At 63.2% G+C, this 24,744-nt stretch carries 38 protein-coding genes, 1 tRNA gene and 1 other RNA gene; 18 read left to right on the forward strand and 22 right to left on the reverse strand.

Features of this window, described 5'->3' with window-relative positions:
• The first annotated feature begins 22 nt into the window (after positions 1-22).
• Both cutA and PVT67_RS15405 read left to right on the forward strand, forming a co-directional pair.
• The gene (gene cutA / locus PVT67_RS15400) at positions 23-346 is read left to right on the forward strand and encodes a divalent-cation tolerance protein CutA (protein ID WP_301495109.1); all 324 of its coding nucleotides are present in this window, start codon (positions 23-25) and stop codon (positions 344-346) included.
• Positions 343-2,106: a protein-disulfide reductase DsbD gene (locus PVT67_RS15405; protein ID WP_301495111.1), complete on the forward strand. Its 1,764-nt coding sequence runs from the start codon at positions 343-345 to the stop codon at positions 2,104-2,106. Before cutA ends, PVT67_RS15405 begins: the two co-directional genes overlap by 4 nt.
• 65 nt (positions 2,107-2,171) lie before the next feature.
• Here PVT67_RS15405 and PVT67_RS15410 read toward each other — a convergent pair whose 3' ends face one another.
• The 3 genes from PVT67_RS15410 to PVT67_RS15420 all read right to left on the reverse strand — a co-directional run bounded on the left by PVT67_RS15410 (position 2,172) and on the right by PVT67_RS15420 (position 3,952).
• On the reverse strand, positions 2,172-2,999 hold the full coding sequence (locus PVT67_RS15410) for an HDOD domain-containing protein (protein WP_301495113.1): 828 nt from the start codon (positions 2,997-2,999) through the stop codon (positions 2,172-2,174).
• A gap of 353 nt (positions 3,000-3,352) precedes the next feature.
• Positions 3,353-3,763: a Zn(2+)-responsive transcriptional regulator gene (zntR, locus tag PVT67_RS15415; RefSeq protein WP_301495115.1), complete on the reverse strand. Its 411-nt coding sequence runs from the start codon at positions 3,761-3,763 to the stop codon at positions 3,353-3,355.
• Positions 3,764-3,878: 115 nt separating this feature from the next.
• Positions 3,879-3,952 (reverse strand) — tRNA-Gly (locus PVT67_RS15420).
• Positions 3,953-4,066: 114 nt separating this feature from the next.
• On the opposite strand from PVT67_RS15420, the gene PVT67_RS15425 reads away from it, so the two are divergent.
• A complete protein-coding gene (locus tag PVT67_RS15425; RefSeq protein ID WP_301495118.1) occupies positions 4,067-4,864 on the forward strand; it encodes an SDR family oxidoreductase in 798 nt (265 codons plus the stop codon).
• A 131-nt stretch (positions 4,865-4,995) separates the two neighbouring features.
• Here PVT67_RS15425 and PVT67_RS15430 read toward each other — a convergent pair whose 3' ends face one another.
• The 18 genes from PVT67_RS15430 to PVT67_RS15515 form a co-directional block, all read right to left on the reverse strand.
• On the reverse strand, positions 4,996-5,340 hold the full coding sequence (locus tag PVT67_RS15430; RefSeq protein WP_301495120.1) for a Mor transcription activator family protein: 345 nt from the start codon (positions 5,338-5,340) through the stop codon (positions 4,996-4,998).
• Entirely contained in the window at positions 5,337-5,813 is a 477-nt protein-coding gene (locus PVT67_RS15435) for a hypothetical protein (protein ID WP_301495122.1), read from the reverse strand. The genes PVT67_RS15430 and PVT67_RS15435 overlap by 4 nt, the downstream gene beginning before the upstream one ends.
• The gene (locus PVT67_RS15440; protein ID WP_301495124.1) at positions 5,810-6,373 is read right to left on the reverse strand and encodes a gp16 family protein; all 564 of its coding nucleotides are present in this window, start codon (positions 6,371-6,373) and stop codon (positions 5,810-5,812) included. Before PVT67_RS15440 ends, PVT67_RS15435 begins: the two co-directional genes overlap by 4 nt.
• A gap of 3 nt (positions 6,374-6,376) precedes the next feature.
• Positions 6,377-7,063 carry a DUF2786 domain-containing protein gene (locus PVT67_RS15445; RefSeq protein WP_301495126.1) on the reverse strand — a complete coding sequence of 229 codons (687 nt, stop codon included), beginning with the start codon at positions 7,061-7,063 and terminating at the stop codon, positions 6,377-6,379.
• Complete coding sequence (locus PVT67_RS15450) at positions 7,063-7,668, reverse strand: HNH endonuclease signature motif containing protein (protein ID WP_301495128.1); 606 nt, start codon at positions 7,666-7,668, stop codon at positions 7,063-7,065. Before PVT67_RS15450 ends, PVT67_RS15445 begins: the two co-directional genes overlap by 1 nt.
• Entirely contained in the window at positions 7,668-7,904 is a 237-nt protein-coding gene (locus PVT67_RS15455) for a hypothetical protein (RefSeq protein WP_301495131.1), read from the reverse strand. Before PVT67_RS15455 ends, PVT67_RS15450 begins: the two co-directional genes overlap by 1 nt.
• Positions 7,901-8,224, reverse strand: coding sequence for a hypothetical protein (locus tag PVT67_RS15460; RefSeq protein ID WP_301495133.1), 324 nt, complete (start codon positions 8,222-8,224; stop codon positions 7,901-7,903). The genes PVT67_RS15455 and PVT67_RS15460 overlap by 4 nt, the downstream gene beginning before the upstream one ends.
• The gene (locus PVT67_RS15465; RefSeq protein ID WP_301495135.1) at positions 8,221-8,412 is read right to left on the reverse strand and encodes a hypothetical protein; all 192 of its coding nucleotides are present in this window, start codon (positions 8,410-8,412) and stop codon (positions 8,221-8,223) included. Before PVT67_RS15465 ends, PVT67_RS15460 begins: the two co-directional genes overlap by 4 nt.
• A gap of 3 nt (positions 8,413-8,415) precedes the next feature.
• A complete protein-coding gene (locus PVT67_RS15470) occupies positions 8,416-8,625 on the reverse strand; it encodes a hypothetical protein (protein WP_301495137.1) in 210 nt (69 codons plus the stop codon).
• A gap of 15 nt (positions 8,626-8,640) precedes the next feature.
• Positions 8,641-8,705, reverse strand: an RNA gene (locus tag PVT67_RS15475) — hammerhead ribozyme type II.
• Positions 8,704-9,093, reverse strand: a complete 390-nt coding sequence (locus tag PVT67_RS15480; RefSeq protein ID WP_301495139.1) for a hypothetical protein — start codon at positions 9,091-9,093, stop codon at positions 8,704-8,706. Before PVT67_RS15480 ends, PVT67_RS15475 begins: the two co-directional genes overlap by 2 nt.
• A gap of 16 nt (positions 9,094-9,109) precedes the next feature.
• Positions 9,110-9,721, reverse strand: coding sequence for a DUF3164 family protein (locus tag PVT67_RS15485; protein WP_301495141.1), 612 nt, complete (start codon positions 9,719-9,721; stop codon positions 9,110-9,112).
• Positions 9,718-10,011 (reverse strand): hypothetical protein, encoded by a 294-nt coding sequence (locus PVT67_RS15490; protein WP_301495143.1) that lies wholly within the window; start codon positions 10,009-10,011, stop codon positions 9,718-9,720. The genes PVT67_RS15485 and PVT67_RS15490 overlap by 4 nt, the downstream gene beginning before the upstream one ends.
• 1 nt (position 10,012) lies before the next feature.
• Positions 10,013-11,176, reverse strand: a complete 1,164-nt coding sequence (locus PVT67_RS15495) for an ExeA family protein (RefSeq protein ID WP_301495145.1) — start codon at positions 11,174-11,176, stop codon at positions 10,013-10,015.
• Positions 11,176-12,963 carry an integrase gene (locus PVT67_RS15500; protein WP_301495147.1) on the reverse strand — a complete coding sequence of 596 codons (1,788 nt, stop codon included), beginning with the start codon at positions 12,961-12,963 and terminating at the stop codon, positions 11,176-11,178. Before PVT67_RS15500 ends, PVT67_RS15495 begins: the two co-directional genes overlap by 1 nt.
• Positions 12,956-13,900 carry a hypothetical protein gene (locus PVT67_RS15505; protein WP_301495149.1) on the reverse strand — a complete coding sequence of 315 codons (945 nt, stop codon included), beginning with the start codon at positions 13,898-13,900 and terminating at the stop codon, positions 12,956-12,958. Before PVT67_RS15505 ends, PVT67_RS15500 begins: the two co-directional genes overlap by 8 nt.
• Positions 13,901-13,911: 11 nt before the next feature.
• Positions 13,912-14,220 carry a helix-turn-helix domain-containing protein gene (locus tag PVT67_RS15510; RefSeq protein ID WP_301495151.1) on the reverse strand — a complete coding sequence of 103 codons (309 nt, stop codon included), beginning with the start codon at positions 14,218-14,220 and terminating at the stop codon, positions 13,912-13,914.
• The gene (locus PVT67_RS15515; protein ID WP_301495153.1) at positions 14,213-14,692 is read right to left on the reverse strand and encodes a hypothetical protein; all 480 of its coding nucleotides are present in this window, start codon (positions 14,690-14,692) and stop codon (positions 14,213-14,215) included. Before PVT67_RS15515 ends, PVT67_RS15510 begins: the two co-directional genes overlap by 8 nt.
• A gap of 118 nt (positions 14,693-14,810) precedes the next feature.
• Here PVT67_RS15515 and PVT67_RS15520 point away from each other — a divergent pair, with 118 nt between their 5' ends.
• On the forward strand, positions 14,811-15,056 hold the full coding sequence (locus tag PVT67_RS15520; RefSeq protein ID WP_301495155.1) for a hypothetical protein: 246 nt from the start codon (positions 14,811-14,813) through the stop codon (positions 15,054-15,056).
• A 35-nt stretch (positions 15,057-15,091) separates the two neighbouring features.
• On the opposite strand, the gene PVT67_RS15525 is transcribed toward PVT67_RS15520, so the two are convergent.
• Positions 15,092-15,286 carry a DNA-binding protein gene (locus PVT67_RS15525; RefSeq protein WP_301495157.1) on the reverse strand — a complete coding sequence of 65 codons (195 nt, stop codon included), beginning with the start codon at positions 15,284-15,286 and terminating at the stop codon, positions 15,092-15,094.
• A 95-nt stretch (positions 15,287-15,381) separates the two neighbouring features.
• Between PVT67_RS15525 and PVT67_RS15530 the strand changes: the two genes are divergently transcribed.
• The 14 genes from PVT67_RS15530 (at position 15,382) to PVT67_RS15590 (ending at position 24,487) form a co-directional block, all read left to right on the forward strand.
• Complete coding sequence (locus tag PVT67_RS15530; RefSeq protein ID WP_301495159.1) at positions 15,382-15,786, forward strand: helix-turn-helix domain-containing protein; 405 nt, start codon at positions 15,382-15,384, stop codon at positions 15,784-15,786.
• A 24-nt stretch (positions 15,787-15,810) separates the two neighbouring features.
• On the forward strand, positions 15,811-16,353 hold the full coding sequence (locus tag PVT67_RS15535; RefSeq protein WP_301495161.1) for a hypothetical protein: 543 nt from the start codon (positions 15,811-15,813) through the stop codon (positions 16,351-16,353).
• Between the two features lie 45 nt (positions 16,354-16,398).
• A complete protein-coding gene (locus PVT67_RS15540) occupies positions 16,399-16,935 on the forward strand; it encodes a hypothetical protein (RefSeq protein WP_301495163.1) in 537 nt (178 codons plus the stop codon).
• A gap of 75 nt (positions 16,936-17,010) precedes the next feature.
• A complete protein-coding gene (locus PVT67_RS15545; RefSeq protein WP_301495165.1) occupies positions 17,011-17,340 on the forward strand; it encodes a putative holin in 330 nt (109 codons plus the stop codon).
• Positions 17,341-17,342: 2 nt separating this feature from the next.
• Complete coding sequence (locus PVT67_RS15550; protein WP_301495167.1) at positions 17,343-17,993, forward strand: transglycosylase SLT domain-containing protein; 651 nt, start codon at positions 17,343-17,345, stop codon at positions 17,991-17,993.
• The gene (locus PVT67_RS15555) at positions 17,993-18,400 is read left to right on the forward strand and encodes a hypothetical protein (RefSeq protein ID WP_301495170.1); all 408 of its coding nucleotides are present in this window, start codon (positions 17,993-17,995) and stop codon (positions 18,398-18,400) included. The genes PVT67_RS15550 and PVT67_RS15555 overlap by 1 nt, the downstream gene beginning before the upstream one ends.
• Complete coding sequence (gene lysC / locus PVT67_RS18825) at positions 18,294-18,515, forward strand: Rz1-like lysis system protein LysC (RefSeq protein WP_419181040.1); 222 nt, start codon at positions 18,294-18,296, stop codon at positions 18,513-18,515. Before PVT67_RS15555 ends, lysC begins: the two co-directional genes overlap by 107 nt.
• A complete protein-coding gene (locus tag PVT67_RS15560; protein ID WP_301495171.1) occupies positions 18,505-18,852 on the forward strand; it encodes a hypothetical protein in 348 nt (115 codons plus the stop codon). Before lysC ends, PVT67_RS15560 begins: the two co-directional genes overlap by 11 nt.
• Positions 18,839-19,150, forward strand: coding sequence for a hypothetical protein (locus tag PVT67_RS15565; protein WP_301495173.1), 312 nt, complete (start codon positions 18,839-18,841; stop codon positions 19,148-19,150). Before PVT67_RS15560 ends, PVT67_RS15565 begins: the two co-directional genes overlap by 14 nt.
• 4 nt (positions 19,151-19,154) lie before the next feature.
• Complete coding sequence (locus tag PVT67_RS15570; RefSeq protein ID WP_301495175.1) at positions 19,155-19,727, forward strand: phage protein Gp27 family protein; 573 nt, start codon at positions 19,155-19,157, stop codon at positions 19,725-19,727.
• Positions 19,727-21,187, forward strand: a complete 1,461-nt coding sequence (locus PVT67_RS15575) for a phage terminase large subunit family protein (protein ID WP_301495177.1) — start codon at positions 19,727-19,729, stop codon at positions 21,185-21,187. The genes PVT67_RS15570 and PVT67_RS15575 overlap by 1 nt, the downstream gene beginning before the upstream one ends.
• Positions 21,187-22,710 carry a DUF935 domain-containing protein gene (locus PVT67_RS15580; RefSeq protein WP_336407765.1) on the forward strand — a complete coding sequence of 508 codons (1,524 nt, stop codon included), beginning with the start codon at positions 21,187-21,189 and terminating at the stop codon, positions 22,708-22,710. Before PVT67_RS15575 ends, PVT67_RS15580 begins: the two co-directional genes overlap by 1 nt.
• Complete coding sequence (locus tag PVT67_RS15585) at positions 22,710-23,927, forward strand: PBECR2 nuclease fold domain-containing protein (protein ID WP_301495179.1); 1,218 nt, start codon at positions 22,710-22,712, stop codon at positions 23,925-23,927. Before PVT67_RS15580 ends, PVT67_RS15585 begins: the two co-directional genes overlap by 1 nt.
• Entirely contained in the window at positions 23,927-24,487 is a 561-nt protein-coding gene (locus tag PVT67_RS15590) for a phage virion morphogenesis protein (protein ID WP_301495182.1), read from the forward strand. The genes PVT67_RS15585 and PVT67_RS15590 overlap by 1 nt, the downstream gene beginning before the upstream one ends.
• Positions 24,488-24,744: the final 257 nt, after the last annotated feature.

Genomic DNA, 24,744 nt, shown 5'->3' on the forward strand with positions numbered 1-24,744 from the left:
AAGCGGTAAAGAGGAGATGAACATGACCCAGGCCCTGGTGGTGCTCTGCACCTGCCCCGATGAGGGCAGCGCCGAAGCCCTGGCCAAAACGCTGTTAGAGGCCCGGCTCGCCGCCTGCGTCAACCTGCTGCCGGGCATGCGCTCCCTTTATCTCTGGCAGGGTGAGCTTTGCGACGAGCCCGAGGTGCAGCTGGTGATCAAGACCCAGGCCAAGCATTTCGACGCCCTGGTCCAGCTGCTGCGGGCACATCACCCCTACGACACCCCCGAGATCCTTGCCCTGCCGGTGGTGGCCGGCGCCCCCGACTACCTGGCCTGGCTGAAAGAGGTAACGAGTCCATCATGATACGCCTGTTGTTTTCCCTGCTGCTGTGCCTGCCCCTCTGGGCCCAGGCCGGCCTGCCCCTGCCCAAGGCCGACCAGCTGCTGGCCGATGAGCCCCATTTCCTGCCGGTGGACCAGGCTTTCCAGTTCAACTTCCAGCAGGATGGCGACCAGCTCAAGCTGGAATGGACCATCGCCGACGGCTACTACCTCTACCAGGCCAAGTTCAAGGTTGAAGGCAAGGCCGTCACCCTGGGCCAGCCGCAGTTGCCCAAGGGCCTGGACCATGAAGACGAGTACTTCGGCCAGAGCCAGATCTACCGCGGCCAAGTCAGCTTCACTGTGCCCCTGTCCGCCATCCAGGAAGGCGCCAGCCTGGTGGTCGCCTACCAGGGCTGCGCCGACGCTGGCCTTTGCTACCCCATTACCCGCAAGACGGTGCCCGTGGACCCGGTAGCCACGGCGCCGGCTGCCATACCTGACAGCGCCGCTAAGGCACCGGCCCAAGCCGGCAGCCAACCCTTCGAGAGTGAGCAGAACCGCCTGGCGGCCGTCCTGGCCGGTAAGGGGCTGGCCTTGAAGCTGCTGGCCTTCTTCGGTGCCGGCCTGCTGCTGGCCTTCACCCCCTGCGTCTTCCCCATGTATCCGATCCTCACCGGCATCATCGCCGGGGCGGGCCAGAAGTTGACCACGGGGCGGGCCTTCAGCCTGTCCTTCATCTACGTCCAAGGTATGGCCATCACCTACACGGTGCTGGGGCTGGTGGTAGCCAGCGCCGGCGCCCAGGTCCAGGCCGCCTTCCAGCATCCGCTGGTGCTGATCGGCCTGTCCCTGCTGTTCCTGGCCCTGGCCATCGCCATGTTCGGTGGCCTCAACCTGCAACTGCCCTCAGGGCTGCAGGAGAGGCTCAATGCCCTGTCCAACCAGCAGAAGGGCGGCTCCGTTATCGGGGTGCTGGCCATGGGCGTCATCGCCGGCCTGGTGGCCAGCCCCTGCACCACGGCCCCCCTGACCGGTGCCCTGCTCTATGTTGCCCAAAGCGGTGACCTGCTGCTGGGTGGCCTGGCCCTCTATGCCCTTTCCCTGGGGATGGGCCTGCCGCTGCTCATCATCGGCAGCACCGGCAGCAAATGGCTACCCAAGGCCGGGGCCTGGATGGAAACCATCAAGCAGCTGTTCGGCTTCATCTTGCTGGCCGTGCCCATACTGCTGCTGGGCCGGCTGGTACCAGACGCCTGGGCAAGCCTGGCCTGGGCGGCCTGGCTGCTGGCCACCTTCGCCTTCCTGGCCCAGGCCAACACCCGGGCCCAGCCCGGTTTCTGGCAAGGTGCCCGGACACTGGTGGTGTTCCTGGGGCTCTTTGGCGGCGCCATGCTGGGCTATCGCACCCTGTTCCCGGCCCAGGCTCCTAGCCAGGCAGCCAGGGTGGAAACCGGGCACTTCAAGAAGGTGCGCAACCTCGCCGAGTTGCAGGCAGCCGTCGCTGCGGCCGGTCGCCCCGTGATGGTGGACTTCTATGCCGACTGGTGTGTGGCGTGCAAAGAATTCGCCAAGTACACCTTCACGGACCCGGCCGTGCAGGCCCATTTCAAGGACATGGTGCTGTTGCAGACCGACGTCACCGACAGTACTTCCGAGCAGGTGGCCATGATGGACCACTACCAGATCTTGGGCCTGCCCACTTTGTTATTCTTCGACAAAGACGGTAATGAACTGAAGGCGCTGCGTGTCACCGGCTTCCAGCAGCCGGCCCAATTCCTGCAGACCCTGGCGCAGCTGTAACCGGCAACGACCGAACGACAGGCACAAAAAAGCCCCTTTCAAAGGGGCTTTTTTCTTGGCTGGGCTTATTCCCCCAGCAGCATGGAGTAGGCCGAGCCCTCTTCCTTGACCTTGAGCCAGGCATCGCGGGCGAAGGTCCAGTCGATCTTCAGCTTGATGGCCAGCTGCAGCGGCCAGTCCACCGGCTGATCTTCACCGGCCTCTTCCTGGCGCTCCAGGTAGGCGGCCATGTAGACCAGGGCGGCGTATTGGCTGAAGGGTTCGGCCAGCAGCGGCACTCGCTGGTTGCGGATGGCCAGCTGGATCACCTCGGGGAAGAGCCAGCGGTTGGCAAGCTCTGCCCCTACTTCGGCATAGGTAAAGCCCAGCACGGCGTGCTCGGCGTAGGCCCTGGCCTCACCGGCGGCGACGCGGCTATCCAGTTCGGCGGCCAGCTCGGGTTCGGCGGCGTGGATGATCAGCTCGCCGATGTTGTGCAGCATGCCGCAAGTAAAGCCCAGCTCGCTGTCGCACTGGGCCTTGCCGGCCAGCAGCCGGCACAGCTCGCCCACGTTGAACGCCTGTTGCCAGAAGCCCTTGAGGTCGAAGTGCGGCACGCTGGGATACATGTCCACCAGGCCGGCGGCCAGCACCATGTTGCGCAGCACATCCAGGCCCAGGCGCACGGCGGCGTCATTGACTGTGGCTACCTGGCGGGAACGGCCATAGCGGGCCGAGTTGGCCAGCTTGAGGGTATTGGCGGTGATCACCGCATCCATACCGATCTTCTTGGCCACGGAGCGGACGTCCGTATCCGGATCGTCAAAAGTCTCGATCAGCTCCTTCACCACTTGCGGGATCTGGGGCAGATTCTGGGGACGCGAAAAAAACTGTTCTAATGATTTTTTGGACATTCAGGCTCCAACTCCCTTGGGTGATCCCGTTGGGGTTATTCGCTTCATCTTTCAGCCGGTCATTCTGGCCAGACCATGACAGCGCAACCTGGCGGTTCGCCCTGACCCTAAATCGTTGCACCGAAAAAGCAAAAGGCATTCCAGCTCCGAAATCTCGGGCGAATGCTTTCCCTCTTGTCGTTCCGGTCACACAGGCCAGGATTTCCCTCAGTACGGGACTGATTCTTACCTTGTTTGACGTTCGGTGTTCTTCCTTGACCTAGCTGATAATAACGTCGGCCACCCCCACCGCCAAGGGCACCGTACAAATAACGACAGTGCGCCGGTTTCCATGGACAAAAAGCAGCGAAAGCTCAGCCCAGGGGGTCTCCCTGCGCCTCCAGGGCATCCAGAATGGTGCACTGGTGAGCCTCGGCATTGCCGCCCTGGCAGGCCTCCACCATGGCCTTCAAAGCCTGGCGAACTCTTTCCAGCTGCGCCAACCGCTGCTCGACCTCGTCCAGGTGGGCCTGGGCCAGGGCCTTGACCTCGCCGCAGCTGTGGCTGTCCTTGTCGACCCTGATGGCCAGCAGCTCACGGATATCCGCCAGGGAGAAGCCCAGGGACTTCATGGCCTGGATAAAACTGAGGGTGGTGAGGTCGGCCTGGTCGTAGTCGCGGTAGCCGCTGCCGGTTCGTCTGGCCTCGAGCAGGCCCTGCTTTTCCCAGAACCTCAGGGTGTCGACGCTCACCCTGACCTGGCGTGCAAGTTCACCTATCTTCATCGCTTGGACCGGATTGCCTGAAAGAACCTGCCCTTATCAGGCCCCAAGAAAAGACCAGAAGCAAGGGAGCCTGAACGCAAAAAGGCCGCCCTGGTGGGCGGCCTTTTCTGGGAGCTGGAGCGGGTGAAGGGAATCGAACCCTCGTATGCAGCTTGGGAAGCTGCCGTTCTACCATTGAACTACACCCGCGATGGAGCCCGATTATAGGGGAAATTAATGGCAAGGAAAGCCCTTTGCGCGCAACTGGTTAGAAGTCGTCCAGCCGGTTAAACTGGTTGGACTTGTTGGAATAAGGAGTAATCCATGTCTTTCGATTTCACGGGCAAGACGGTATTCGTCATGGGCGGTACCAGCGGCATCAACCTGGGTATAGCCCAGGGCTTCGCCGCCGCCGGCGCCAGGGTGGCGGTGGCCAGCCGCAGCCAGGACAAGGTGGATGCCGCCGTGGCCAGCCTGGGCCAGGGCGCCTTCGGTTTCAGCGTCGACGTGCGCGACGCCGAAGCCGTGGCAGAGGTCTTCGCCAAGGCCCGCGACCAGTTCGGCCAGCCCATTGACGTGCTGGTGAGCGGCGCCGCCGGCAACTTCCCGGCGCCGGCCAAGGAGCTGTCCAGCAACGGTTTCAAGGCGGTGGTGGATATCGACCTGCAGGGCACCTTCAATGTCATGAAGGGTGCTTACCCGCACCTGGCCAGGCCCGGCAGCATCATCAATATCTCAGCCCCCCAGGCCTTCATTCCCATGGCCTTGCAGGTACATGTCTGCGCCGCCAAGGCAGGGGTGGACATGATCACCCGTACCCTGGCCATGGAATGGGGCCCCGAGGGGATCCGCGTCAACTCCCTGGTACCGGGCCCCATCGAAGGCACAGAGGGCATGGCGCGCCTGGCCCCGGGCGACAAAGCCCTGGCCATGGTCAGGGAGTCGGTGCCGCTCAAACGCAACGGCAGCCCGGCGGATCTGGCCAACGCCGCCCTCTTCCTGGCCTCGCCCCTGGCCGATTACATCAGCGGCGTGGTGCTGCCGGTGGACGGCGGCTGGTCCCTGGCCGGGGTTTCCAGCGCCATGGACAACCTGGCCAGGGCCTTCGCCACGCAAGGCTAAGCGGCTGATCTGAAGTGAGATAAATCCAAAGGGGATGCGTGAAAATTGCGGGATCTGATGGGATCGAATGGTACAGAGTGAGATAGAAAAATAGAAATTCGTTTCAAATAGTGAAAAGGAGGGCGACCCCCTCAGAACAGCCCTGGCTGGTTGGGGTCGCCTTTGGCACGGACGCGCTTGATGACCTTGTAGATCCCGCGCACTGTCATGTTGAACTCTTTGGCCAGTACGTGATGATTGCGGCCGTTGAAGCGGTCGTAGATCTCAGCATCGCGCTGGCTGATCCTGTAGTGGTGGTCCATGGGGATGGTGAAGTTCTGGCCGCCCCAGTTCTCCGCCAGATGGTCGGCGATGGCACAGCCCACTTGGTCGGCCACGTCCTCTTTGATCCCGAACTCCTGCGCCACCTTTGCCACCTGGGCGTGGATGTCTTCGAGCAGCTCGTGGCGGCGGGTACCCATCTGGTTGTCGCTCATCGCTTGTCTCCTCTAAACCGTTCCATCTGCTCCTGGTACAGCCGCTCGTTCTCCTCGCTGGAGAGCGTGTGGCTGCCGCGTATTTCGAGGCTGGGGCTCTTATGCTCGGCTGGCGCCACGACGGGCGCCGGGGCGCTGTCGAGCACCTTCTGCAGGTACTTGTGATTGCTGAGCGGCTGCCAGCCCTGCTCGGCGCGCTTCTTATATAAGGAGGCGACGGTGCTCTCCAGGGCTTCCAGGAGCTGCCCCTGATGGGTCGTCAGCTCCAGGGCCTCCTGCATCAGGCGCAGGGCCCGACTGTTGGCCAGGTCGCTTTTCTCCGGGCGGAACAGGCCGGCGTACTGCACCAGGGCGGTGCCGAGGCGCTTGGGCTGCTGCACTACGAACGCGAGCAGCTCGCGGGTGGTCTCGTCGTTGACCAGCGCGTCCAGGTGCAGTGTGGTTTTGCAGACGGGGCAGCGGCTGAGCTTCATTTGGCCACCCCGTACTTCTTGTACAGGTCACAAAGGGCCTCATACCAGCGGCCGCCATGGGTGGGGCGGCCCTGGCGGCGGTAGTCGTCCAGGGTGAGGTAAAGCCTGCTTTCCGGGAAGAAGCCCCAGCGCGCGCCCAGGGCGCGCTCCAGCTCCCTGGTGTGCCACTTCTTGAGGGCTTCCAGGGCCTGGGCGGCGCTGCGTTGCTTGAGCCAGCCGACGTGCCGCACCTGTGTGACCGAGCAGACCCACTTGTCGAGGGCCGTTTCTGAGCCGTCGCGCACGAAGCCCTGCTTGCTCATGGTGATCCAGATGGCCCTGATCTTGTCGACGGCGCCCACCGCTGCAGTGCCGGACTTGGGGCTAAGCCGGCCCTTTGGAATGGCCTTGAAGCCCTTGCTCTTGAGGTGTTCCAAAACGGCGTCGGCTTTGGCAAAGGTCAGTTCCTTGCTGGACGGAGCGCCTCCAATGTCCATCAGCAGTTGGCGGTAGAGGTCGTCATCCAGGCCCAGCTGGGCCTTGGCGATGTGGATCAGCTGGATCTGCTGCTTAGAGGCCATGTTTTACTCCTTACCCAACATGGCCGGCTGCGCGGCGCCTTTGACACCGTGGCTTAGCTGCACTTGGCGGCCGTCCTGGTAGCCGTCGTCGGCGGCGCTATGGTCGCGCTTGGTGGTCTTGCTCTGTCTGGCCTTGCCCTCCTGGGTGTTGGGGTAGTGCTTGGCGAAGTACTGGCTGATCAGGTCCGCCTCTTGCTCGGTTGGCACTAGCGCTTCGACTTTCTCCCGCACACCAAAGACCCAGCCTTCACAGTAGAGATCGGCGCGGGCGGTCTTGGTGGTGGTCTTGAGGCGCTTGTTGAGTGTGGCCAGGTACTCACGCCTTGCCCTGGTGAGCTGCCTGGCCAGCACTGTGTAGCAATAGACGGCCACTTCTACCCTTTCAGACGGGCCGATAAAGTGGCACTGCGGCTCGTCAAACCACTGGTGCCTAAAAATGGCCTCCACACCGAAGGCCCGCGTCAATACAGACACCAGCATGTGCGACCAACGCGGCTGGGTCTGGCTCTTATTGGCCAGTTTGGCGCTGGCCTCGTCTATGGCCGACAGCGCCACATCGCTTTCGGTCAACTGGTGGGCCGCCATCAATGCCTGGGCCTTGGCCAGGGCGCTGGCCGCCTCGTGGGGGTTGGTGGTCCGGTTCGCCAGGGCCATCAGCTTCTTGATTTTGGCTAGGATACGGTCGTCCATCAGTTGGCCTCCCTTACTTTGACGGAAATGGCCGCTTTGACCTTGACCAGGGTGGCCACGGCCGGCTTGAGTTCTTCGGGGTAGCTGCCAAAGCCCATCTTGTTGCGCATGGCATGCTCGGCCCTGCTGATCAGCTCCAGGTTGTCGAGGGTGATGTTGGCCTTGTCGCCGTCTTTGAACGTGACGACATGCTTATCAGGGATAGGGCCGTGGTGCTCTTCCCAAAGCAGCCGATGTACCTCTACCCAATCGGCGGGCGGATAGCCGGTGTCGGTCATCTTGCGCTGCAGATAACCGTCACAAAGCCGTTCGCTGCCGATAGGGGCCCAGTTGCTGGGCTGATCGCCCTTCTTGAACCGGGTCTCTGCAGAACGGCCACCCGCTTGCCAGCCTTTCACACCTGCGTTATGAGGGCTGTTGCCTTTCTCAAAGCAACCTGTCCTGCCTGTCATGATGCCATGGCGCTTGCAGGTGCCTTTGATGGCAGACACGCTGAGATTGGTGCCGAAGTGCAGGTTGAAGCATTGGGTCAAGTACTTGCGGTCCAGGTGCGCCCGCACGGCCAGCCATGCGATCTGCTGGCGGGTATAGTTGAAGGCGGCCATCAGTCTTTGCTCCCGTCGGTCAGCATCTCCGGCAGCTTGTGGCCGCGATACTCAATGCGTATTTTTTCAGCCTCGATGACGTTACGGTGGTTGTCGATCACTTGCTTTGCTACTGCTGCCAGCGCTTTAGCCCTGGCCATTTCCGTTTTCAGTTCATCCTCTTTTAGGCTCTCATCAGAGAGCCTTTCCAGCTGTGCAAACAGATGGTTGTTGAGATCTCCAGGCTTGTTTTTCATGCGATCCCCCTGCTGGGTTTGAACACCACGGAACTGAGGTAATGGATTTGCTGGCGCTGCCGATCGGTAAGTTCAGGCGGGGCCACCTCACCACAGTGCCAAGTGGGACTTGGCAATACTTTCAACACCTTCACCTTGTAGTGGCGGGGGCTGCCGATCACTTGCGTGATGTAGCGTTTGCAGCGGCGTATTGCGCCCAAAGTTGCAGCGGCTTTCTCGACCGTCAGACCTAACTGCTCTCGCAATTCAGTAGCCGTGAAATAGCGTCCGGTAGCCATCATGGCGCGGGCCACCCTCTCGTTCTCTGACATATCTTTCATGCCGCCTCCCTGCTTTGCTTGATCAGCACCTTGTCGCCTTCGATGTGCAGGGCCACGTCCAGCTTCTTGCCCTGCTGCTGGCTGTACTTGAACAGCCGCTCCACCGACAGCAGATTGGTCTCGATCTTCTGCCCTTCCTGCAGTGCCAGCAGGAACTCGTCGAGAACGGTGTTTCGATAGATGGCCATGGCTCACCCCCTGGCCAGTTGGTCCAGGGCCGCCTTGCCGCAGCTGAGCAATGCCTGGCGGCGCTGCTCCTGGCCGGGCTCGCCCTGGATGCAGTGGAGTGCGGCCGTCGCCTTGATGGCGGCGTCCATGGGGCTGGTCTTGGTCAGGTCGCCCAGGGTCTTGGCAATGTGCTGCACGGTGCCAGAGGTCAGGGCCTGCATTTGCTCGTTCATCACGTCGTTCCTCGTTGTTGGCTGCTCATCAGTACCTGACCACCACGCCAGGCAGACGCCCCAGGCGGGGCGTTTCGCTTAGGCGTCGCTAACCGGCGCCCCCTGCAGGCCCAGGAACCAGCGAATGGTGGCGATGACGCCGTCTTCGAAGGTGTCGTCGGGGAAGAGGGTTTCGGTATCCACCTGGAGCTGGGCCGCTGCGATCTCCTGCTGCAAGTCCTGCTCCGGCATGGCGGCAAAGCGGGTACCGGCGGGCAGCTGCGCGACGGCGCCGTTGATGGCGTCTGCATCCAGGAAGTCGCACAGCTGGATAAGGGAGAGGCGCATTACCATCTCCATACCGCGTACGCTCAGCGACAAATCGACGTTGTCGGCACAGCCCTTACCCATGGCGCTCAGCACTTGCTGGATCAGATCTTTGGCGCTGATGCTGGGGTCGAGCTGCAGGGTGTTGGTCTTCATGTCCATGGTTCTCTCCTTGGGTTCAGAGCTTGGCGATGTCGAGGTGGATGGGGTTTAAGCGGCCGTCGTCGCTGCGGCGGTAGATGCGCAGGTAGGCCTTTTTCTCGCCCACCTGGATGGAGTCGGCGATGGCGTCCATGGCCTGCTCCCACTTGGGATGACTGATGTTGAGCTGGCGCAAGCTGAGCACCTGGTTAACGTCGATGTGCCCCTGCTTGTTGACGCGAAATGCGTGGTCAACCAATGCTTTGATTTCGGTGCTGGCACCTTCCGACCACACTGCAATGCACTCGTCTATAAGCACCTTGGCCGCCTGGACACGCTCGTCAAAATGGCGCCGCTCGCCCTGGGCCAGCTGCACCTGGTACTGGCCATCAAAGCTGGTCAAGGTGACATTGCCTTTCTTACCGCCGAGGTTGACGCCGTACTGCTCGGCGCTCAGCTCCACAAAGCTCTCCACCTCGGCCATGGCCTCGGCTTTGAACAGCGCCAGGCGCTGCTGCTGTTCCAGGGTCTGCTTCACCAGGCGCTGCACCAGGTCGTCGCGCACCAGGTCGATGGGTTTGATCTGGTCCTCGGGTACCAGGTGGCCCAAGCTGTTGCGGCGGTAACCTTCTGTGGTGTTGGTAGTCATGCTCTTTCCTCCTCCCATTGGATGCGGCAGCCGTCGAGGTCGCAGACCTTGAGGTTGCGCAGTTGCCCGCTTTGGCGGCAGGTGACGCCAACGGCGGTGCCGCGCACCCGGTCTTTGGGCGGCTTGGCGATCTCGATAACGGGGCGCTGGCGCCCCAGTTCGACGTTCAGCACTGTGATGCCCGCCTTCATCAGGCGGCGGGCGGCACTGCTGGCGCAGGCCAGCTGTTCGGCGACCAGGGCGTTCTGCGGGGTAACCAGGTCGCGCATGGCGCTTGAAATAGTGCCCATCTCACACCCCCTTGATCAGGTCGCTGGTGACAGCGTCGATGCCCAGATCGGCGGCCTCGTTGAGGGCGGCGGTCAGGACGTTGTGGACGGCCAGCGGGTAGAGGGCGCTGAAGCCCTGGCCGGTCAGCTTGGCGCGCAGCGCCTGGAATGCGGCGGCGTCCATCAGCTGGGTGATGTCGACGCCGGCCAGCTTGAAGCGGTGCGCCAGGTACTGCTCCAGGTGGTCGTTCAGGGGGCGCAGTTTGACCACCTCGCAGCGCTGGACGATCTCGCGCACCCTGGGGTTGCGCTCGTCCAGGCGGTTGCCCAGTTCGGGCTGGCCGACAAGGATGATCGAGAGCAGCTTGTTGAAGCCGTCTTCCAGCTCGTAGAACCTTTTCAAATGCTTGAGGGTGGCGATGGGCAGGCCGTGGGCCTCTTCGATGATCAGAACGTGCCTGTTGCCGGCGCGGTAGCTTTCCAGCAGGCAGGTATGGACCTGGCGGAAGCGGGTTTCGGCGCTGTGGGCCACTTTCTCGCTGGGGGCGACGGCGCGGATGATGGCCTCGGCGATGTGCAAGGCCTTGAGGCTCTTGCCGCGTTCGTCGCTTTCTTCCATGCCCAGCACATAGGGCTCGATGAGGATCACCGGGTCGTGCTCACTGGCGGCCCAGGTGGCCAAGTCCTTGCGCAGGGTGGATTTGCCGGCACCGGATTCGCCGACGATGGCCATGAAGGTGCCGAACTTGGCCCCCACCCGCATCGACTCGCGCACATAGCGGATATCGTGGGTCAGGAAGACCTCGGAGCTATCGCGCACCTCCCCGAAGGGGTCGCGGGCCAGGCCGAACGCCTGCCGCGCTTTTTGTGTCAGGTTCTGCTTACGTAGTAGCATCATGCTCTCCAGGTTATTGCCTCTGCGGTTTTGACTTGGATCGGTCCCCTGGGTACCAGCCAGGGGACCACCCTCGAAATCGAACAATCCATTCTCGTGATGGGGCTGCAGGCCCTGAGTGCGCAGGTAGTCGATCACCTCGGCCTGGAAGGCCTCGACGCTGCGGCTTTTCGGCCATTTGCCGTAGTGGATGAGGTTGGTGATGGTGGCGGGCGACAAGCGGACGGCCCGGGCCAGCTCCGACTTGCCGACGTCGATCATCTCCAGCACCCGGTTCAGTTGCATGGGCATCATTCACCTCCTACTGCGCGCAAGCTGAAGGGAGTCAGGCGGCGCATCGCGGCTTCAATGCTGGGCAGGTCGTCCTCGGTGACCCCTTCGGGGTAGCGCTGCACCAGCCATCTGTAGTGTTCACCCGTCCAGGCCTCACCCAGGCGGGCACGCAGGCGGCGGGCGGCATCGACCGGGGTCAGGCGCAAGGCCTGGATGGTCGGGGCCTGCACGTCCAGCTCGGTGCCGCGCTTGGGCAGGTATTCGGGCAGTGGGGTATCGGTAATGGGTTTCATGGGGTCGAGCTTGCCGCCGAACGGGGTGGCGCCGCGCTTGCGCTGGGCGGCCGCCTCGGCGTCGGTACCGGCGGCCATAGACAGCCGCTCCAGCTCCTTGCGGTTGGTCTCAAGCTGGGTGTCGGCATGGCTGCGGTAGGTCTCGCCGATGACAGGCGCATCCACCTGGAAGCCGTATTGGTTCAGCTCCAGGGCCTGGACCAGCTGCACCACCTCGCGGCCGTCGGCGTCTTTGTAGACGATGCCGGCCACGTCTTCGTGCCAGGGGTTACGCATCACCTGTAGCTGCATCCCCACCTGAACGCCGGGGATCTGCGCCACCGAGTAGCTGCGGCCACGGAACGACACCTCCAGCTGCACGTTGACCTTGCGCGGCTCGGGCTTGGCCATGGCAACAGCGCGAATAACGGCAGGCTCAGGCGCCAGCACCAGTTGCTCTGCGGTGATGCTCTGCCAAACGCCAAAGCGGGTTTGGCCGGTGCGGCCATGAACCTTGGTACCGTTAAACCAGGCCATCCAGCCCTCAACAGCGCTGTTGAGCTGCTCCAGGGTGGTGGGCGGCTCGGCCAAAAACTTGAGGCGATGCTCGAACGACCGTTCGACGATGTCGTTGGCCTTTTCCACCTGGCCCTTGGCCCAGGGTTGGCCGGGCACGTTTACCTGCAGGGTGATGCCGAGCGCCCGGCAGGCATTGCGAAATACCGCACCGGTGTTGGCGCTGCCGGGGTCCACCATCACCAGGCGCGGGATGCCATAAAAAGGCTGGTTGCCGCGCTGGCAAGCGGCATGGATAAAGGCGGTTAACAGGTTCACGCCGCTTTCGGCGCCCAGCACGTAGTGAACGAAAATGACGCCGCTGGTGTGGTCGGTGATCACGTAGCGCCAAACCCGCTCTTTCTCAATGCGGCGAATGTTGGCGGGCTTGTTCTTGTAGAACTTGGCCTCGTCCATCACCTGGATGGCTTCGCCCTCGGCGGCGGGCAGGTAGTAGAGCACACACAGAGACGGGTCGATTTGCCAGACGTGGTTGGGGTGCAAGCTGGCCAGCGCCGTTTTTGGCGTCGGGCGGCGCAGCTGCTCCGGGTGCAGGTTGTAGGTATACAGGGCGCGGCCAATGGCCGAGAGCGACAGCGCTACCCATTCACCGGTGCTTTCATCCAGGCGCCCGGCGGCTATTTCACCGTTGCTGCGCAGCACTTCGACGGCCTCTTCCAGGCTGGCCAGTTGCTTGCCGTTCTTGCGGCTGCTGTCGAGCATATAGGCCGATATCGCCCTGGCTTCGGCCAGGGTCAAGGCGCTTTGGCCCGCGTCATTGCGGCGCTTGCGGCAACTGGGGCGCAGTGTGGCCAAGTCGCGCATCACCGTCGCCACACTCACCCCCAGCTGCTCGGCGGCCTCGGCATACAGGGCGGAGCATTCACCATGGGGCGCTTCATCGGCGCGCCTGGCAACGTCGCTAAGGTACTGCCAGCGGGCCAGATTGGGCCGCGCCATCACCGGCTGCTTATTCATGCTCAGCGCTCCGTTGGCCTGCCCACTGCTCGCCGCCCAGGTCGCTATCGGCCTCGGGCTGCCAGCTCACCATGCCCAGCTGCTCGCGCAGGTAGTCCAGCGCCTCGCCCAATTGGTCGAGCTGGCCGCGCAGCCAGTGGCTGGCGTCAATGCCGTGCTCGCCGGCATGGGCCATCACCTGCTCGGCAGGCTGCACCAGGCGGCGCACACTCGCCTCGGCATCAAAGAACAGCCCGTTAGCCTCTTCGCGTAGTTGCTGGCTCTCTTCATCGGGGGGCAGGCGCTCAAGGCGCTTGCGGCTTACCTGTTTTTCCAGGTCCAAAATCTTGGCGGTTTTGTCGGCCACCACATCGTCCAGGGCGGCTTTGTCGGCGCGGGCGTCGTCCCGCTCCTGGGCAAGCTGCTCACGTTCTTTGCTGTGCTTGGTGATGATCTCTTCGGCCAAGTCAACAAAGGCGTCTTTGTCACCGGCTTTGGCCACTTCAATCAGTGCGGTTTTTTCGTCTTCAGGCAGGCGGCGGTACTGGCGCAGCTCGCGGTAGCCGATGCCCATGCGCGACATGGACTCCAGGGCTTCTTCGCCGAAGGCGCGGAGGTTGGCGATGTCTTGATTGGCCTTTTCATCAGAGATCCCCAACTGCCCACAGAATTCTGCCCAGGTGCCTTTCAACTCCAAACCGTTTGGAGTTTTCTGGCCAGCCAGTGCTCTGTAGAGCTTGTTTTCCTTGACGAAGGCCAGCTTGGAAGCCCAAACGGTTTGGGAAAATTTACCAAACGCTTCGGCCATCTGGGCCTGGCCCAGCAGTTGGTGCATCAGGGCATGTTCTTCGCTGCTGGCGCTGCGCAGCTCGGCTATCTGGTTCTGCAACTCGGCGCCCTGGGCCACGAATTCAGGGTCCAGTGCCGGTACGGTTTCGGGGGCTTTGGTTTTGGTCATGGCGTGGCTCCTTAATGGCGAGCCCCGGCGTGGATACGCTGGGTCAGTTCATTGATGCGTTCGTTGGCGGCGGCCAGCTCGTTGCTGGTGCGCTGGGCTACCTGCAGCAGGGCCATGCCAGGGGCAAAGCGGCCGTTGTCCAATTTGGTGGCAAAGCCCTCGGCGGCCATGGTGGCCATCAGCCGGGTCACGGCGCTGGGTGGGATGTTCAGGGCCTGGGCCAACTCGGCGTTGGAAAGGCCGTCCAGGGCATGGCCGGAGAGCGCCTTGATGGCGCGCAAGATGCGCAGCCCGGTGTTGCTCACGTTGGCGTTACTCATGGTCGCTGAACTCCAGTTGGGGCTGGGCGTGCTGCTGCACGTTGCCGCGATGCCAGGCCAGGGTTTCCAGGGCGCTCTGGATGCCGGCCAGGGTGGCGTCGGCGTCGGCGCTGCCGGCATAGAAGGCCATCAGCAGGCCGGTGACGGCGTGAAGCTGCTGCTGCAGCTCCTGGATGTCTTCGCTGCCGACCTTGCGGCCGGTGGGCATATCGATAAGGAGCTTGCCGGTGGCGGCAGCCAGCCAGCGCGATACCAGGTTGATGCCGCAGACGGTCTCGTAAGCAATGAGCAGTGGCAGCGGCATGCGGCCGCTCTGGATGTACTTGTAAAGGATCCAGTGGTCAGCCAGGCCCATCCGTTGGGCGATGCCTTCCACGCTGAGGTTGTGTTTTTCCCGTGCGTATTCCTTGCACCCCTCCAGGGCGCTACGCAGATCTCGTGGTTGATATGTCTTCCAACGCCGTGCGGACATTGGAACCTCCTTTTTCATCGCCCCTCCGGGGCGTCCAAAAAAATGGTTTTTTTGGCTATTGTTAAAGGCTTTGCTAAGGCCAAGGCTGTTCGGTACAGTCAGAAACGAGGCCAGCGTTATGGCGACCAGCGAACGGTTAGCGAAACTTGAAGCCCAGGTGCAGGCCCTTGGTCAGGCCTGGTTGTATCTGACGGCAGCGTCGGAGATCGCAGGCAGCCATGACCCCACCAAGCTGGACAAGGCGCTACGCCAGTTGCACTGGGACCAGCCTGAAATGAACAAGCTGGCCAAGGCGTTTCTGGATGGTCTGCTGATTGAGCTGGCGGCCGCCCGGCGGCGGCGCCAAGAACAGGGGCGACGGTAGGAAAGCCGAGGGCGTTAAAGGTCATCACCTGGCCCTCAAGCGGCATCGGCGTCGAACTTGGGCTTGAGGCCCAGGTCCACGGCGATCTGGTGGGCGCGGCCGTATGCCGCCTTCTCAACGCCGTTGAGAACGCGATAGACAGCGGCACGTGGATAACCACGTTCCTCGGCCCACTTGGTGATGGTGGTGCCCTGGGCGCGTAGCGCTTCTTTAACTTGCTTGGGGGTCATGGCAGTGACTCCTTAACGTATGATTTTGTGTGTATTGCACGTTGATTATGGTTCAATTATTTGAACCATTCAATGCCAAAGGTATGGATTTTTGAATGTTAGGTGCGCGTCTTAAAGAAGAGCGAGAGCGTCTTGGGCTGACACAGCCCGTTTTTGCTGCCCAGGCGGATACCAAGAAAGGGACGGTGATCAACTGGGAGAAAGACGCCAGCTCTCCCACCGCTGTGCAGCTGGCGGCACTGGCCAAAATCGGTGTTGATGTGCTCTATGTGGTGACTGGCCAGCGCACCCAGCAGGTGTTATCCGAGGAGATGGCGGAGATCATCACCTTGTATCAAGCGGCGCCCATCCAGGTGCGAGCAGCCGTGCATGGCGCCTTGACCGCCGGCAACGCCAAGGTGTCACCCCAGGGTGGCAGTATCGATAACGGCGGCAACAGTGGCACGGTGCGGGTCACTGGCAACGGCAACACCGTGGCGGGGCGCGATATCAAAAAGTAGAAACAATAGCGATGTAGAGGGACCGTGATAGACATTGCAGTTGAGGTAGACGGCGACGGCAACAAGGTCGCCGGTAGGGACTATGTGGAGGTCAACTATCAGCGGCCTCCACCGTTGACCAAAGAACACCGCAAGGAACTGAACCGGCAAGTCCAGCATGTGGCAGAGGCCATAGGGCTGCATCCGGCGGAGCTGTGGCGCAAGCTCCACTATGCGCTGAGCGTCGACAGCGTAAAGGAGATGCACCGGGACCATGTGGTCACCGTCCAGGTGCTGCTCAGCCTGGTTGAGCAGAACCACAGCCTGCGCCGATCCCTGCGCGCGCAGTCGGATCCGTACCAGGTCTGCGAAGCGGCCCCCGAACCGTACGAGCCTGAACCACCCCCAACCTCCGCTGAAGATGGCGATCCTGATGAGGACGAGGACGAAGTCTGGCCATACGGAGAGAACTTCGACGACTTCAAGGAACTGTTTGATAGCGCCATCGTGGAGTGGCTGAAGGAAACGCCAGAAGAGGCTGCGCTGGACGCCCATGAATTCTTCGGGCTAAAAACGGTGATTAAATGACTATGCTGATCCTGCTGGGATGAGCATGATCCAAGGAGGATGAGCATGAACCCCAAAGCACTGGTGTTAGCGGCCACGCTCTTGCTGATGCAAGGATGCGCTAACAATGACTTCAGCACAGCAGCACCGGACGACATTGCGCACTCAATTAGCGTAATCAAAAATGACTTCAGCAACTCGGATATCTACGCAGCGCCACAGTTGACGCATAGTTGGGATTTCGCTGCCAGCTATGCCGCAAGATTGGCCGCCGTGAAGTTTAAGGAAACTGGTAAGGTGACCGACACAGTTGCTATAACATGGACCTACATGGGCAAGAACTGGATGTTCTTCCGGTCCGCAACACTGAAGGGACCTATCCAATTGCCAGTCGCCATAGGTGCAAGAAATGTTGATTACTGCTCTTCTGCTGGGAATTGTACCTACAGAGAAACTATCTCAGCTGAGTTACCTAGGTCTGCTCTGGTGAACGCATCCGGCACAGGACTGGTAATACGTGTTAACTCAGCAGCTGGTTATGTCGACGTGCAGTTACCGCCTAATTACGTTCAAGGGTATCTGAAAGGTATATCCGGCATCTGATTTTGCCCACGTTCAAATTACCCCTGACACAACGCCCCCGATACTGGGGGCGTTTTCGTTGTCAGGAGCCATCCCATGTCACGCCGAACCGCCCCCCGCTTGACCCTGGCCGCCTTGCTGGCCGTCCTGCTGTTGCTGGCCATTGGCGAGCTGTCCCCCGTCAAACTGCCGGTGGTGCTCTACAAGGTCTGTCTGGTACAGCTCGGCGTCGTGCTGGGCTACTGGCTGGACCGCACCCTCTACCCCTACGCCAGGCCGCACCTGGCCTTCGAGAAAGCCAACGACGCCTGCCGGCGCCATGAGCACGAGCTGGCACGGACTCTGGGCTATGTGGCGGCGGCGCTAACAATACGCCGGGCGCTGATCGTCATCGCCTGCGTGCTCGGCCTGACGCTGGGGCTCTGACAATGAAGCGCCTGCTGCTTTGCCTCACCCTGCTGCTGACCGCCTGCGGGCCGCTGGTACCGGCCCAAGGCTCGGCCCTGGAACCGGCCCAGGACCTGGGCACCCTTCCCGCCGCCGCCCTCAAGTACCAGCATTTGCTGCTGCGCAGCGCCCAGGCCAACTGGGGCCTGGATGCGCCGGTGGCGCTGCTGGCCGCGCAGGTCCACCAGGAGAGCCGCTGGCGCCCGGATGCCGAATCGCCTGTCGGTGCCCAGGGCCTGGCCCAGTTCATGCCGGCCACCGCCGCCTGGATGGCGGAGCTGTATGCCGAGCCGCTGGGGGCCAACCAGCCCCAGGATCCGGCCTGGGCCCTGCAAGCCCTGGTGCTCTACGACCGCTGGCTTTACCTGCGCATCGAAGCGGCCAGCACCTGCCAGCAGTTGGCCATGACCCTGGCCGCCTACAACGGCGGCCTGACCTGGGTCAGGCGCGACCAGGCCCTGGCCGCCGGCGCCGGCGCCGACCCCGGCACCTGGTTCGGTAGCGTCGAGGCCTACACCCAGCGCAGCGAATCTGCCCGGCGCGAGAACCGCGCCTATGTGCAGCAGATCGTGCGCCGCTGGCAGCCCCTGTACCAAAGCTGGGGTCCAGCGGCCTGCGAGGGGAAATTCTGATGAAGCTGCCCTGGATCGCATTGGCCATTCTCAGCGCCTTTTTGCTGGGCAGTGCCGGGGGGTTTTGGAAGGGCTGGCACGACGGGGCGCTGTCGGTAACCGCCGCCCAGGACCAGGCCCAGCTGCAGAGCCTGAACCAGGTGATCACCAATCAGCGCAGCCTCATCAAGGAGGCCAACAGCGCCAGTGCGCGCCTGGCGCAGCTCGGCAGCAGCCGGGCCGCCCAGGACGCCGCTACCACCCAAGCCCTCAAGGAGATGCTCCATGAAACGGCCTCTCTGCGTGCTCAGTGCCGCTTTGATGCTGGCGTCATGCGCCAGCTCGTCGCCGCCCGCGCCCGTGCTGCCCAAGCCGCAGCCGGCGGCCTTGATGGTGCCGTGCCCGCCGCCGGTCAGTCCGGAGGATAACGGCATGGACGCCACCGCCCTGGCCCTGAAACAGCTTTACGACCAGTACGGCCTCTGCGCCGGCCGGCTCTATGAACTCCAACGCCGCCTGCTGGGAGAGCGCAATGGACACTAAGGACGTTCTGACCCTGGTCGCCCTGGCGTTGACGCTGCTGGCCGGCGGCTGGGCCCTGGCCAAGTACATCGGCCGGCTCTTCACCCAGCAGCTCGACACCCAGTTCACCGCCCTCAACCAGCGTCTGACCCGCATCGAGGAGAGCGAGCAGCGCAACAGCCAGCAGGTCAGCGAAGTGGAGCGGCAGTTGATGGCCCTCAAGGCCGAGCTGCCCGAGAAGTACGTGCGCGCCGAGGATTACATTCGCGGCCAAAGCCGCCTGGAAGCCAAGTTCGACCACCTAGCCAATACCCTTTACCGGCAGATCAAACCGAGGAGCCCCCATGACGCAGATTGATATGGCCAAGATCCGCCGCGAGTCCATGCGCTGGTTCGTGCTGCTGACCCTCAACAACGCCAGGCCCATCGGCGCCGGTGAGCACCTGGTGCTGTCTGTGGTGCAGAGCGAATACCCCGACGCCACCCGCCAGGAGCTGCGCCGGGAGCTGGACTACCTGGGCGACCGCAAGCTGATCACCGTGGCCAAGCAGCCCGACGGGCGCTGGCACTGCGAGCTGACGGCGCTCGGCACCGACGTGGCCGAGTACACCGTCGCCTGCCACCCCGGCATCGCCCGCCCCGAGAAGTACTGGTGAGCTTATGAGCATCGTATCCAGTCGCAGCTCCATTGCGCGCCAGCCCGCAGAAATCCGCGATTACATCGAAGCCTTGCTGATGAACACGGCGCTGACGCTGGACGAGAAAGTGGCTGATCTGCGGGCACAGTTCCCAGACGAAGACGACTTGCCATCGCGTAGCGCCCTGGGCCGCTACGGCCAGAAGCTGGAGCAGCGCCTGTCTGCCATCCGCGCCAGCACCGAGGCCGCCAAGATCATCCGCGCCCATGCCGGCGACCGTGAAGACGCCCGCTCAGAAGCCCTGACCGCCATGATCCAAAGCGAGCTTTTCGAGTCGATCATGGCGCTCCAGGAAGCGAGCGACGAGGATGTGAACCCGGCCGAGCGCATCGGCCTGCTCTCCAAGGCCGCCAAGAACATCGCCACCCTGACCCGCAGCTCGGTAGCCCTGAAGAAGTACCAGGAAGACATTGCCGAGGCAGCGCGCCAGGAACTGCTGCGTGAGCAAACGGCGGCCCTTGAAGCCATGCCCAACAAGGGGGGCGTGACCGAGGAAACCAAGCAAGCCATCCGCGACGCCCTGGGGATCAAGTGATGAGCCAGCCCAGAGGCAACGCCAAGTGCATACCGGCCGACCCGGACGCCATCTTCCTGCCTTACCAGTCCAAGTGGATCACCGACGTCAGCCGCCTCAAGCTGATGGAAAAGAGCCGGCAGATTGGCCTTTCCTGGTCCACCGCCTATGCCTGCGACGAGCGCACCGCCGCCCAGGACGCCCGTTTTGACCAGTGGGTGAGCAGCCGCGACGAGCTGCAGGCGCGGCTCTTCATCGAAGACTGCAAAATGTGGGCGGACATCATGGGTCAGGCCGCCCAAGACCTTGGCGAGGTGGTGGTGGACCCCCAGGCCCGGCTCTCGGCCTATGTGCTGCAATTCGCCAGTGGCCGGCGCATCCATTCCATGAGTTCCAACCCCGACGCCCAGGCCGGTAAGCGCGGCGGCCGGGTGCTGGACGAGTTCGCCCTGCACCCCGACCCGCGCAAGCTCTGGTCCATCGCGTATCCGGGTATCACCTGGGGCGGGGCGCTGGAGATCATCTCCACCCATCGCGGCAGCCATAACTTCTTCAACCAGCTGATCAGGGAGATTGTCGAGAACGGCAACCCCAAGGGCATCAGCCACCACAAGGTCACCCTGCAGGACGCCCTGGACCAGGGCTTCCTGTTCAAGCTGCAGCAGATGCTGCCGGCCGACGACGAACGCCAGGCCATGGACGAGGCCGCCTATTTCGACTGGGTGCGGGCCGGCTGCGCCGATGAGGAGTCCTTCCAGCAGGAGTACATGTGCAACCCCGCCGACGACGACGCCGCCTTCCTGGAGTACGGGCTCATCACCGGCGCCGAGTTCCCGGCGGGCAGCGAGTGGCAGCGCCAGGAAGGTGGCCAGCTGTTCATCGGCGTGGACATCGGCCGTAAGGCGGACCTGACCGTGCTATGGGTGGTGGAGAAGCTCGGCGACGTGCTCTACACCCGCCACGTCGAATGCCTGCAGAACATGCGCAAGTCCGAGCAGGAAAAGGTGCTCTGGCCCTGGTTTGCCAGGGCGTCCCGCATCTGCATCGACGCGACCGGCCTCGGCATCGGCTGGGCCGACGACGCCCAGGACAAGTTCGGTACCTACCGGGTCGAGCCGGTCACCTTTACCCCGGCCGTCAAGGAGCAGCTGGCGTACCCCATCCGCTCGGCCATGGAAGAACGGCGTCTGCGCATCCCCCACGACCCGAAGATCCGCGCCGACCTGCGCCAGGTCACCAAGCAGGTGACCACCGCCGGCAACGTCCGCTTTACCGCCGAACGCACCCCCGATGGCCATGCCGACCGTTTCTGGGCCCTGGGCCTGGCGATCCATGCGGCAGGCGGCCCGACGGTGGAAATTGACTTCCAATCCATCGGCCGGCGCCAGGCCCTTAGCCAGGACGGTGATACCCGGTCCGCACCTATCACCGACGCCGGCTTTGGCACCGTGGCCGGCTCGCAAGACTTTGGAGGCTACTGATGTCCAAACCCGAACAACAACAGGTGCCAGTACCGGCCAGCTTCGCCGAGGCCGGCGCTGGCCAGCCGGTGATGCAGGAGATCGCCACCAGCCTCGACGGCCGGGACATCACCAGGGGCTTTTTGGACCCGCTACAGCTGCAGGCGAGCAGCGACCAGATCCTGCAGCTGCGCAGCAACGGGGATTACGAGATCTACCGCCAGGTGCTGCGTGACGACCAGGTAAAAGGGGTCTGGAGCCAGCGTCAGCTGGCCATCACCAGTAAGGAATGGACGGTCACACCCGGCGGCAAGACCCGCAAGGACCAGGCCGCCGCCGATTTCATCCGCGAGCAGGTGGCCCAGGTCGGCTTCGACCGGGTCACCGGCCTGATGCTGTTCGGGGTCTTCTACGGCTTCGCCGTGGCCGAGGCCATGTGGGGCCGTGATGGGCGCTTTGTGACGCTGGACGAGATCAAGGTGCGCGACCGCCAGCGCTTCGGCTTTGACGGGGCCGGCCGGCTGCGCCTCAAGACTTTTGGCCAGCCCAACGGCGAGCTGCTGCCGGAGCGCAAGTTCTGGGCCTTCAATACCGGCGCCGACCACGACGACGAGCCCTATGGCCTGGGCCTGGCCCATTGGCTGTATTGGCCGGTGCTGTTCAAGCGCTCCGGCATCAAGTTCTGGCTTATCTTCCTGGAGAAATTCGGCCAGCCCACTGCCAAGGGCACCTATGACAGCAACGCCACCCCGGCGGAAAAGCAGCGCCTGCTGCAGGCCCTGTCAGCCATCACCACCGACTCGGGGATCATCGTGCCCCAGGGAATGCAGATCGAGCTGATGGAGGCGGCCCGCTCGGGTTCTGCCGACTACGTGGCCCTGGTCGACCGGATGGACAGGGCCATCGCCAAGGTGGTGATGGGCCAGGTGGCCAGCTCCGAGGGTACCCCTGGGCGCCTGGGTAACGACAAGCTGCAGGGTGAGGTGCGCGAGGATCTCATCAAGGCCGATGCCGACCTCATCTGTGAGTCCTTCAACCGCAGCATCGTGCGTTGGCTGGTGGAATGGAACTTCCCTGGCGCGGCCCTGCCCAGCGTCTACCGCAAGGTCTCCCAGGACGAGGATCTGGGTGAGCGGGCCACCCGCGACAAGACCATCTTTGACATGGGCTTCAAGCCGACCCTTGGCTACATCCAAGACAACTACGGCGAAGGCTGGCAAGAGAAAGCCCCCATCGCACCGCCGCCCCCAAATCCAGGCCAGGCGCTACTCGGGGCGCCGTCGGCCAGCTTTGCAGAAAGCCAGGCCCAGCCCCCCACACAGATGCTGCCTCAGGCTGAGAAGGCCCTGGCCGCGCCCGTAGGCGCCTGGCTTGACCAGGTGCGTACACTGGTGGGCCAGGTCCAAAGCCTCGAAGAGCTGCGTACCAAGCTGCTGGATCTGTACCCGGCCATGAGCCTGGACCAGTACGCCGCCGCCCTGGCTGAAGCCGACAGTGCCGCCCACCTGGCCGGCAGGAACGCGGTCAAAGAGGAACAGCGCTGATGGCCAGCAGCGTCAGCTATGGCTCAGTGCCGTTCCCGGAGCAGATCCGCTTCTTCCGGAAAAAGCTCAATGTGCCCACCCAGGCCTGGACCGACATCTACGGCGCCGAGCACGACTGGGCTTTCATGGTGGCCGGTGCCACCCGCGATGCGCTGCTGGCCGATTTTCGCCAAGCGGTCGAGAAAGCCATTGCCGAGGGCACCACCCTGGAGGATTTTCGCAAGGACTTCGACGCCATCGTCGCCCGCCACGGCTGGGACTATAAGGGCGGGCGTAACTGGCGTTCCCGCGTCATCTATGAGACCAACCTTTACAGCAGCTACGGTGCCGGCCGTTACGCGCAGCTCTGGGCTGACCGTGACATCCTGCCGTTCTGGCAGTACCACCACAGCGACGCCGTCAGCCACCCCAGGCCGCTGCACCTGTCCTGGAACGGCATCATCCTCAAGGCCACCGACCCCTGGTGGCGCACCCATAGCTGCCCCAACGGCTGGGGCTGCCAGTGCTTCATAACCGGCCTCTCGGCCTTCGATATGGAGCAGCAGGGCCTGAGCCCGTCACCGTCGCCGACTATCACATGGCAGACCGTGGAGGTGGGCAAGCGCAGCCCCGGTGGCCCGCGCACCGTCCGGGTACCGGACGGCATAGATCCCGGCTTCGAGCACACTCCCGGCCGTGCGCGGCTGGAAAGCGCCGTGCCGCCCCCAATCGCCTCACCCAACCCCACTGGCACCCCCAGCCTGCCGAGCCGCCCGCCGGGCGATCTGCTGCCCGAACCGAGACCGGTCAGCGCCTCGTTGTCGCCTGCCACCAGCCCTGAGCAGGCGGTCAGCGACTTCCTCTCGCCCTTCGGCGCCACCTCGGCCAGCCCGGCCGTCTTCCAGGATGTGGTGGGCGAGCGGCTGGCCATCGGTAAAACCCTCCTGACCGACGCCAGCGGCGCCCTGGCCAGTACCGTACCCACTGCCGAGCTGCCGCTGGTGGCCAAGGCCCTGCAGGCGCCCGATGAGATCTGGGTGCGCTTGGAGTGGCACCCTGAGCTGAAAAAGGCGACCCTAACCCGCCTTTACCTCGCTCGCTTCCAGGTACCGGGCCAGCCGCTGCCGGTGCTGGTGGTGGTGCAATGGGGGGCTGACGGCTGGCGCGCCGATGTTGGCGGCCAGAACAGCGACCTGTGGCGCACCGGGGTGCGCCTCTACCGGCGCGGGGACAACTGATGGCCGGCGCCCGCATCGAGATCGGCCTTACCGGGCCGGCCGGCAGCCAATTGGGGAAGCTGATCCAGGCATTGGATGACCCCAGGCCGCTGCTGGTCAATGTCCGCGAATACCTACAGCGCAGCACCACCGAGCGCTTCCTCAAGCAGCGCAGCCCGCAAGGCAACCCCTGGAAGCCACTCTCGCCCCGCTACAAGGCCCGCAAGAAGCAAAATCAGGACAAGATCCTGATCCTGCGCGGCTACCTGATGAACACCCTGCGCGGCGTCATCGACGACGATAGCCTGGCCTTCGGTACCGACCGGCCCTATGGCGCCGCCATGCAGTTCGGCGCCACCATCGAGCATGCCGCCCGCAGCCAGCAGGCCTACTTCAAGCGCAATGAAGACGGCAGCGTCGGCAACCGCTTCGTCCATAAATCGAAGAGTGACTTTGCCCAGTGGGTAACCATCGGTGAGCATGTCACTCACATTCCGGCCAGGCCCTGGCTCGGTACCAGCAAGGAAGACGACGACTACCTGGTGAAGATGGCCCAGCACTACCTCAGTGAGGCCATTTAGGGAAAAGGCCCTGAGCGCCGCTGTGGGCGTTTTAGGGCCGTTACCCGCTACAGCGGCCGCAACCTGAGGCCGTTACGGCCGCCAAAACGGCGTTGAGGCTTTTATAAAAAGGCCTGGCCACCCACCGGCGCCTCCCTCGGCACTTTCCACGTCACCCCAGACCGCCTTTCAGTTTTGCCCCCGTTCAAATTACAACCACCGCCCGCGCCCATAGGCTGAGTCCGTCAAAGCGATTTCTTCCTCGATTTCGAACCGGA

The organism is Gallaecimonas kandeliae (assembly GCF_030450055.1).
Lineage (GTDB): Bacteria > Pseudomonadota > Gammaproteobacteria > Enterobacterales > Gallaecimonadaceae > Gallaecimonas > Gallaecimonas kandeliae.

Coding starts and splice junctions, on each gene's coding strand:
- cutA (WP_301495109.1), top strand. CDS start 23: ATGACCCAGGCCCTGGTGGTGCTCTGCACCTGCCCCGATGAGGGCAGC.
- PVT67_RS15405 (WP_301495111.1), top strand. CDS start 343: ATGATACGCCTGTTGTTTTCCCTGCTGCTGTGCCTGCCCCTCTGGGCC.
- PVT67_RS15410 (WP_301495113.1), bottom strand. CDS start 2,999: ATGTCCAAAAAATCATTAGAACAGTTTTTTTCGCGTCCCCAGAATCTG.
- zntR (WP_301495115.1), bottom strand. CDS start 3,763: ATGAAGATAGGTGAACTTGCACGCCAGGTCAGGGTGAGCGTCGACACC.
- PVT67_RS15425 (WP_301495118.1), top strand. CDS start 4,067: ATGTCTTTCGATTTCACGGGCAAGACGGTATTCGTCATGGGCGGTACC.
- PVT67_RS15430 (WP_301495120.1), bottom strand. CDS start 5,340: ATGAGCGACAACCAGATGGGTACCCGCCGCCACGAGCTGCTCGAAGAC.
- PVT67_RS15435 (WP_301495122.1), bottom strand. CDS start 5,813: ATGAAGCTCAGCCGCTGCCCCGTCTGCAAAACCACACTGCACCTGGAC.
- PVT67_RS15440 (WP_301495124.1), bottom strand. CDS start 6,373: ATGGCCTCTAAGCAGCAGATCCAGCTGATCCACATCGCCAAGGCCCAG.
- PVT67_RS15445 (WP_301495126.1), bottom strand. CDS start 7,063: ATGGACGACCGTATCCTAGCCAAAATCAAGAAGCTGATGGCCCTGGCG.
- PVT67_RS15450 (WP_301495128.1), bottom strand. CDS start 7,668: ATGGCCGCCTTCAACTATACCCGCCAGCAGATCGCATGGCTGGCCGTG.
- PVT67_RS15455 (WP_301495131.1), bottom strand. CDS start 7,904: ATGAAAAACAAGCCTGGAGATCTCAACAACCATCTGTTTGCACAGCTG.
- PVT67_RS15460 (WP_301495133.1), bottom strand. CDS start 8,224: ATGAAAGATATGTCAGAGAACGAGAGGGTGGCCCGCGCCATGATGGCT.
- PVT67_RS15465 (WP_301495135.1), bottom strand. CDS start 8,412: ATGGCCATCTATCGAAACACCGTTCTCGACGAGTTCCTGCTGGCACTG.
- PVT67_RS15470 (WP_301495137.1), bottom strand. CDS start 8,625: ATGAACGAGCAAATGCAGGCCCTGACCTCTGGCACCGTGCAGCACATT.
- PVT67_RS15480 (WP_301495139.1), bottom strand. CDS start 9,093: ATGGACATGAAGACCAACACCCTGCAGCTCGACCCCAGCATCAGCGCC.
- PVT67_RS15485 (WP_301495141.1), bottom strand. CDS start 9,721: ATGACTACCAACACCACAGAAGGTTACCGCCGCAACAGCTTGGGCCAC.
- PVT67_RS15490 (WP_301495143.1), bottom strand. CDS start 10,011: ATGGGCACTATTTCAAGCGCCATGCGCGACCTGGTTACCCCGCAGAAC.
- PVT67_RS15495 (WP_301495145.1), bottom strand. CDS start 11,176: ATGCCCATGCAACTGAACCGGGTGCTGGAGATGATCGACGTCGGCAAG.
- PVT67_RS15500 (WP_301495147.1), bottom strand. CDS start 12,963: ATGAATAAGCAGCCGGTGATGGCGCGGCCCAATCTGGCCCGCTGGCAG.
- PVT67_RS15505 (WP_301495149.1), bottom strand. CDS start 13,900: ATGACCAAAACCAAAGCCCCCGAAACCGTACCGGCACTGGACCCTGAA.
- PVT67_RS15510 (WP_301495151.1), bottom strand. CDS start 14,220: ATGAGTAACGCCAACGTGAGCAACACCGGGCTGCGCATCTTGCGCGCC.
- PVT67_RS15515 (WP_301495153.1), bottom strand. CDS start 14,692: ATGTCCGCACGGCGTTGGAAGACATATCAACCACGAGATCTGCGTAGC.
- PVT67_RS15520 (WP_301495155.1), top strand. CDS start 14,811: ATGGCGACCAGCGAACGGTTAGCGAAACTTGAAGCCCAGGTGCAGGCC.
- PVT67_RS15525 (WP_301495157.1), bottom strand. CDS start 15,286: ATGACCCCCAAGCAAGTTAAAGAAGCGCTACGCGCCCAGGGCACCACC.
- PVT67_RS15530 (WP_301495159.1), top strand. CDS start 15,382: ATGTTAGGTGCGCGTCTTAAAGAAGAGCGAGAGCGTCTTGGGCTGACA.
- PVT67_RS15540 (WP_301495163.1), top strand. CDS start 16,399: ATGAACCCCAAAGCACTGGTGTTAGCGGCCACGCTCTTGCTGATGCAA.
- PVT67_RS15545 (WP_301495165.1), top strand. CDS start 17,011: ATGTCACGCCGAACCGCCCCCCGCTTGACCCTGGCCGCCTTGCTGGCC.
- PVT67_RS15550 (WP_301495167.1), top strand. CDS start 17,343: ATGAAGCGCCTGCTGCTTTGCCTCACCCTGCTGCTGACCGCCTGCGGG.
- PVT67_RS15555 (WP_301495170.1), top strand. CDS start 17,993: ATGAAGCTGCCCTGGATCGCATTGGCCATTCTCAGCGCCTTTTTGCTG.
- lysC (WP_419181040.1), top strand. CDS start 18,294: ATGCTGGCGTCATGCGCCAGCTCGTCGCCGCCCGCGCCCGTGCTGCCC.
- PVT67_RS15560 (WP_301495171.1), top strand. CDS start 18,505: ATGGACACTAAGGACGTTCTGACCCTGGTCGCCCTGGCGTTGACGCTG.
- PVT67_RS15565 (WP_301495173.1), top strand. CDS start 18,839: ATGACGCAGATTGATATGGCCAAGATCCGCCGCGAGTCCATGCGCTGG.
- PVT67_RS15570 (WP_301495175.1), top strand. CDS start 19,155: ATGAGCATCGTATCCAGTCGCAGCTCCATTGCGCGCCAGCCCGCAGAA.
- PVT67_RS15575 (WP_301495177.1), top strand. CDS start 19,727: ATGAGCCAGCCCAGAGGCAACGCCAAGTGCATACCGGCCGACCCGGAC.
- PVT67_RS15580 (WP_336407765.1), top strand. CDS start 21,187: ATGTCCAAACCCGAACAACAACAGGTGCCAGTACCGGCCAGCTTCGCC.
- PVT67_RS15585 (WP_301495179.1), top strand. CDS start 22,710: ATGGCCAGCAGCGTCAGCTATGGCTCAGTGCCGTTCCCGGAGCAGATC.
- PVT67_RS15590 (WP_301495182.1), top strand. CDS start 23,927: ATGGCCGGCGCCCGCATCGAGATCGGCCTTACCGGGCCGGCCGGCAGC.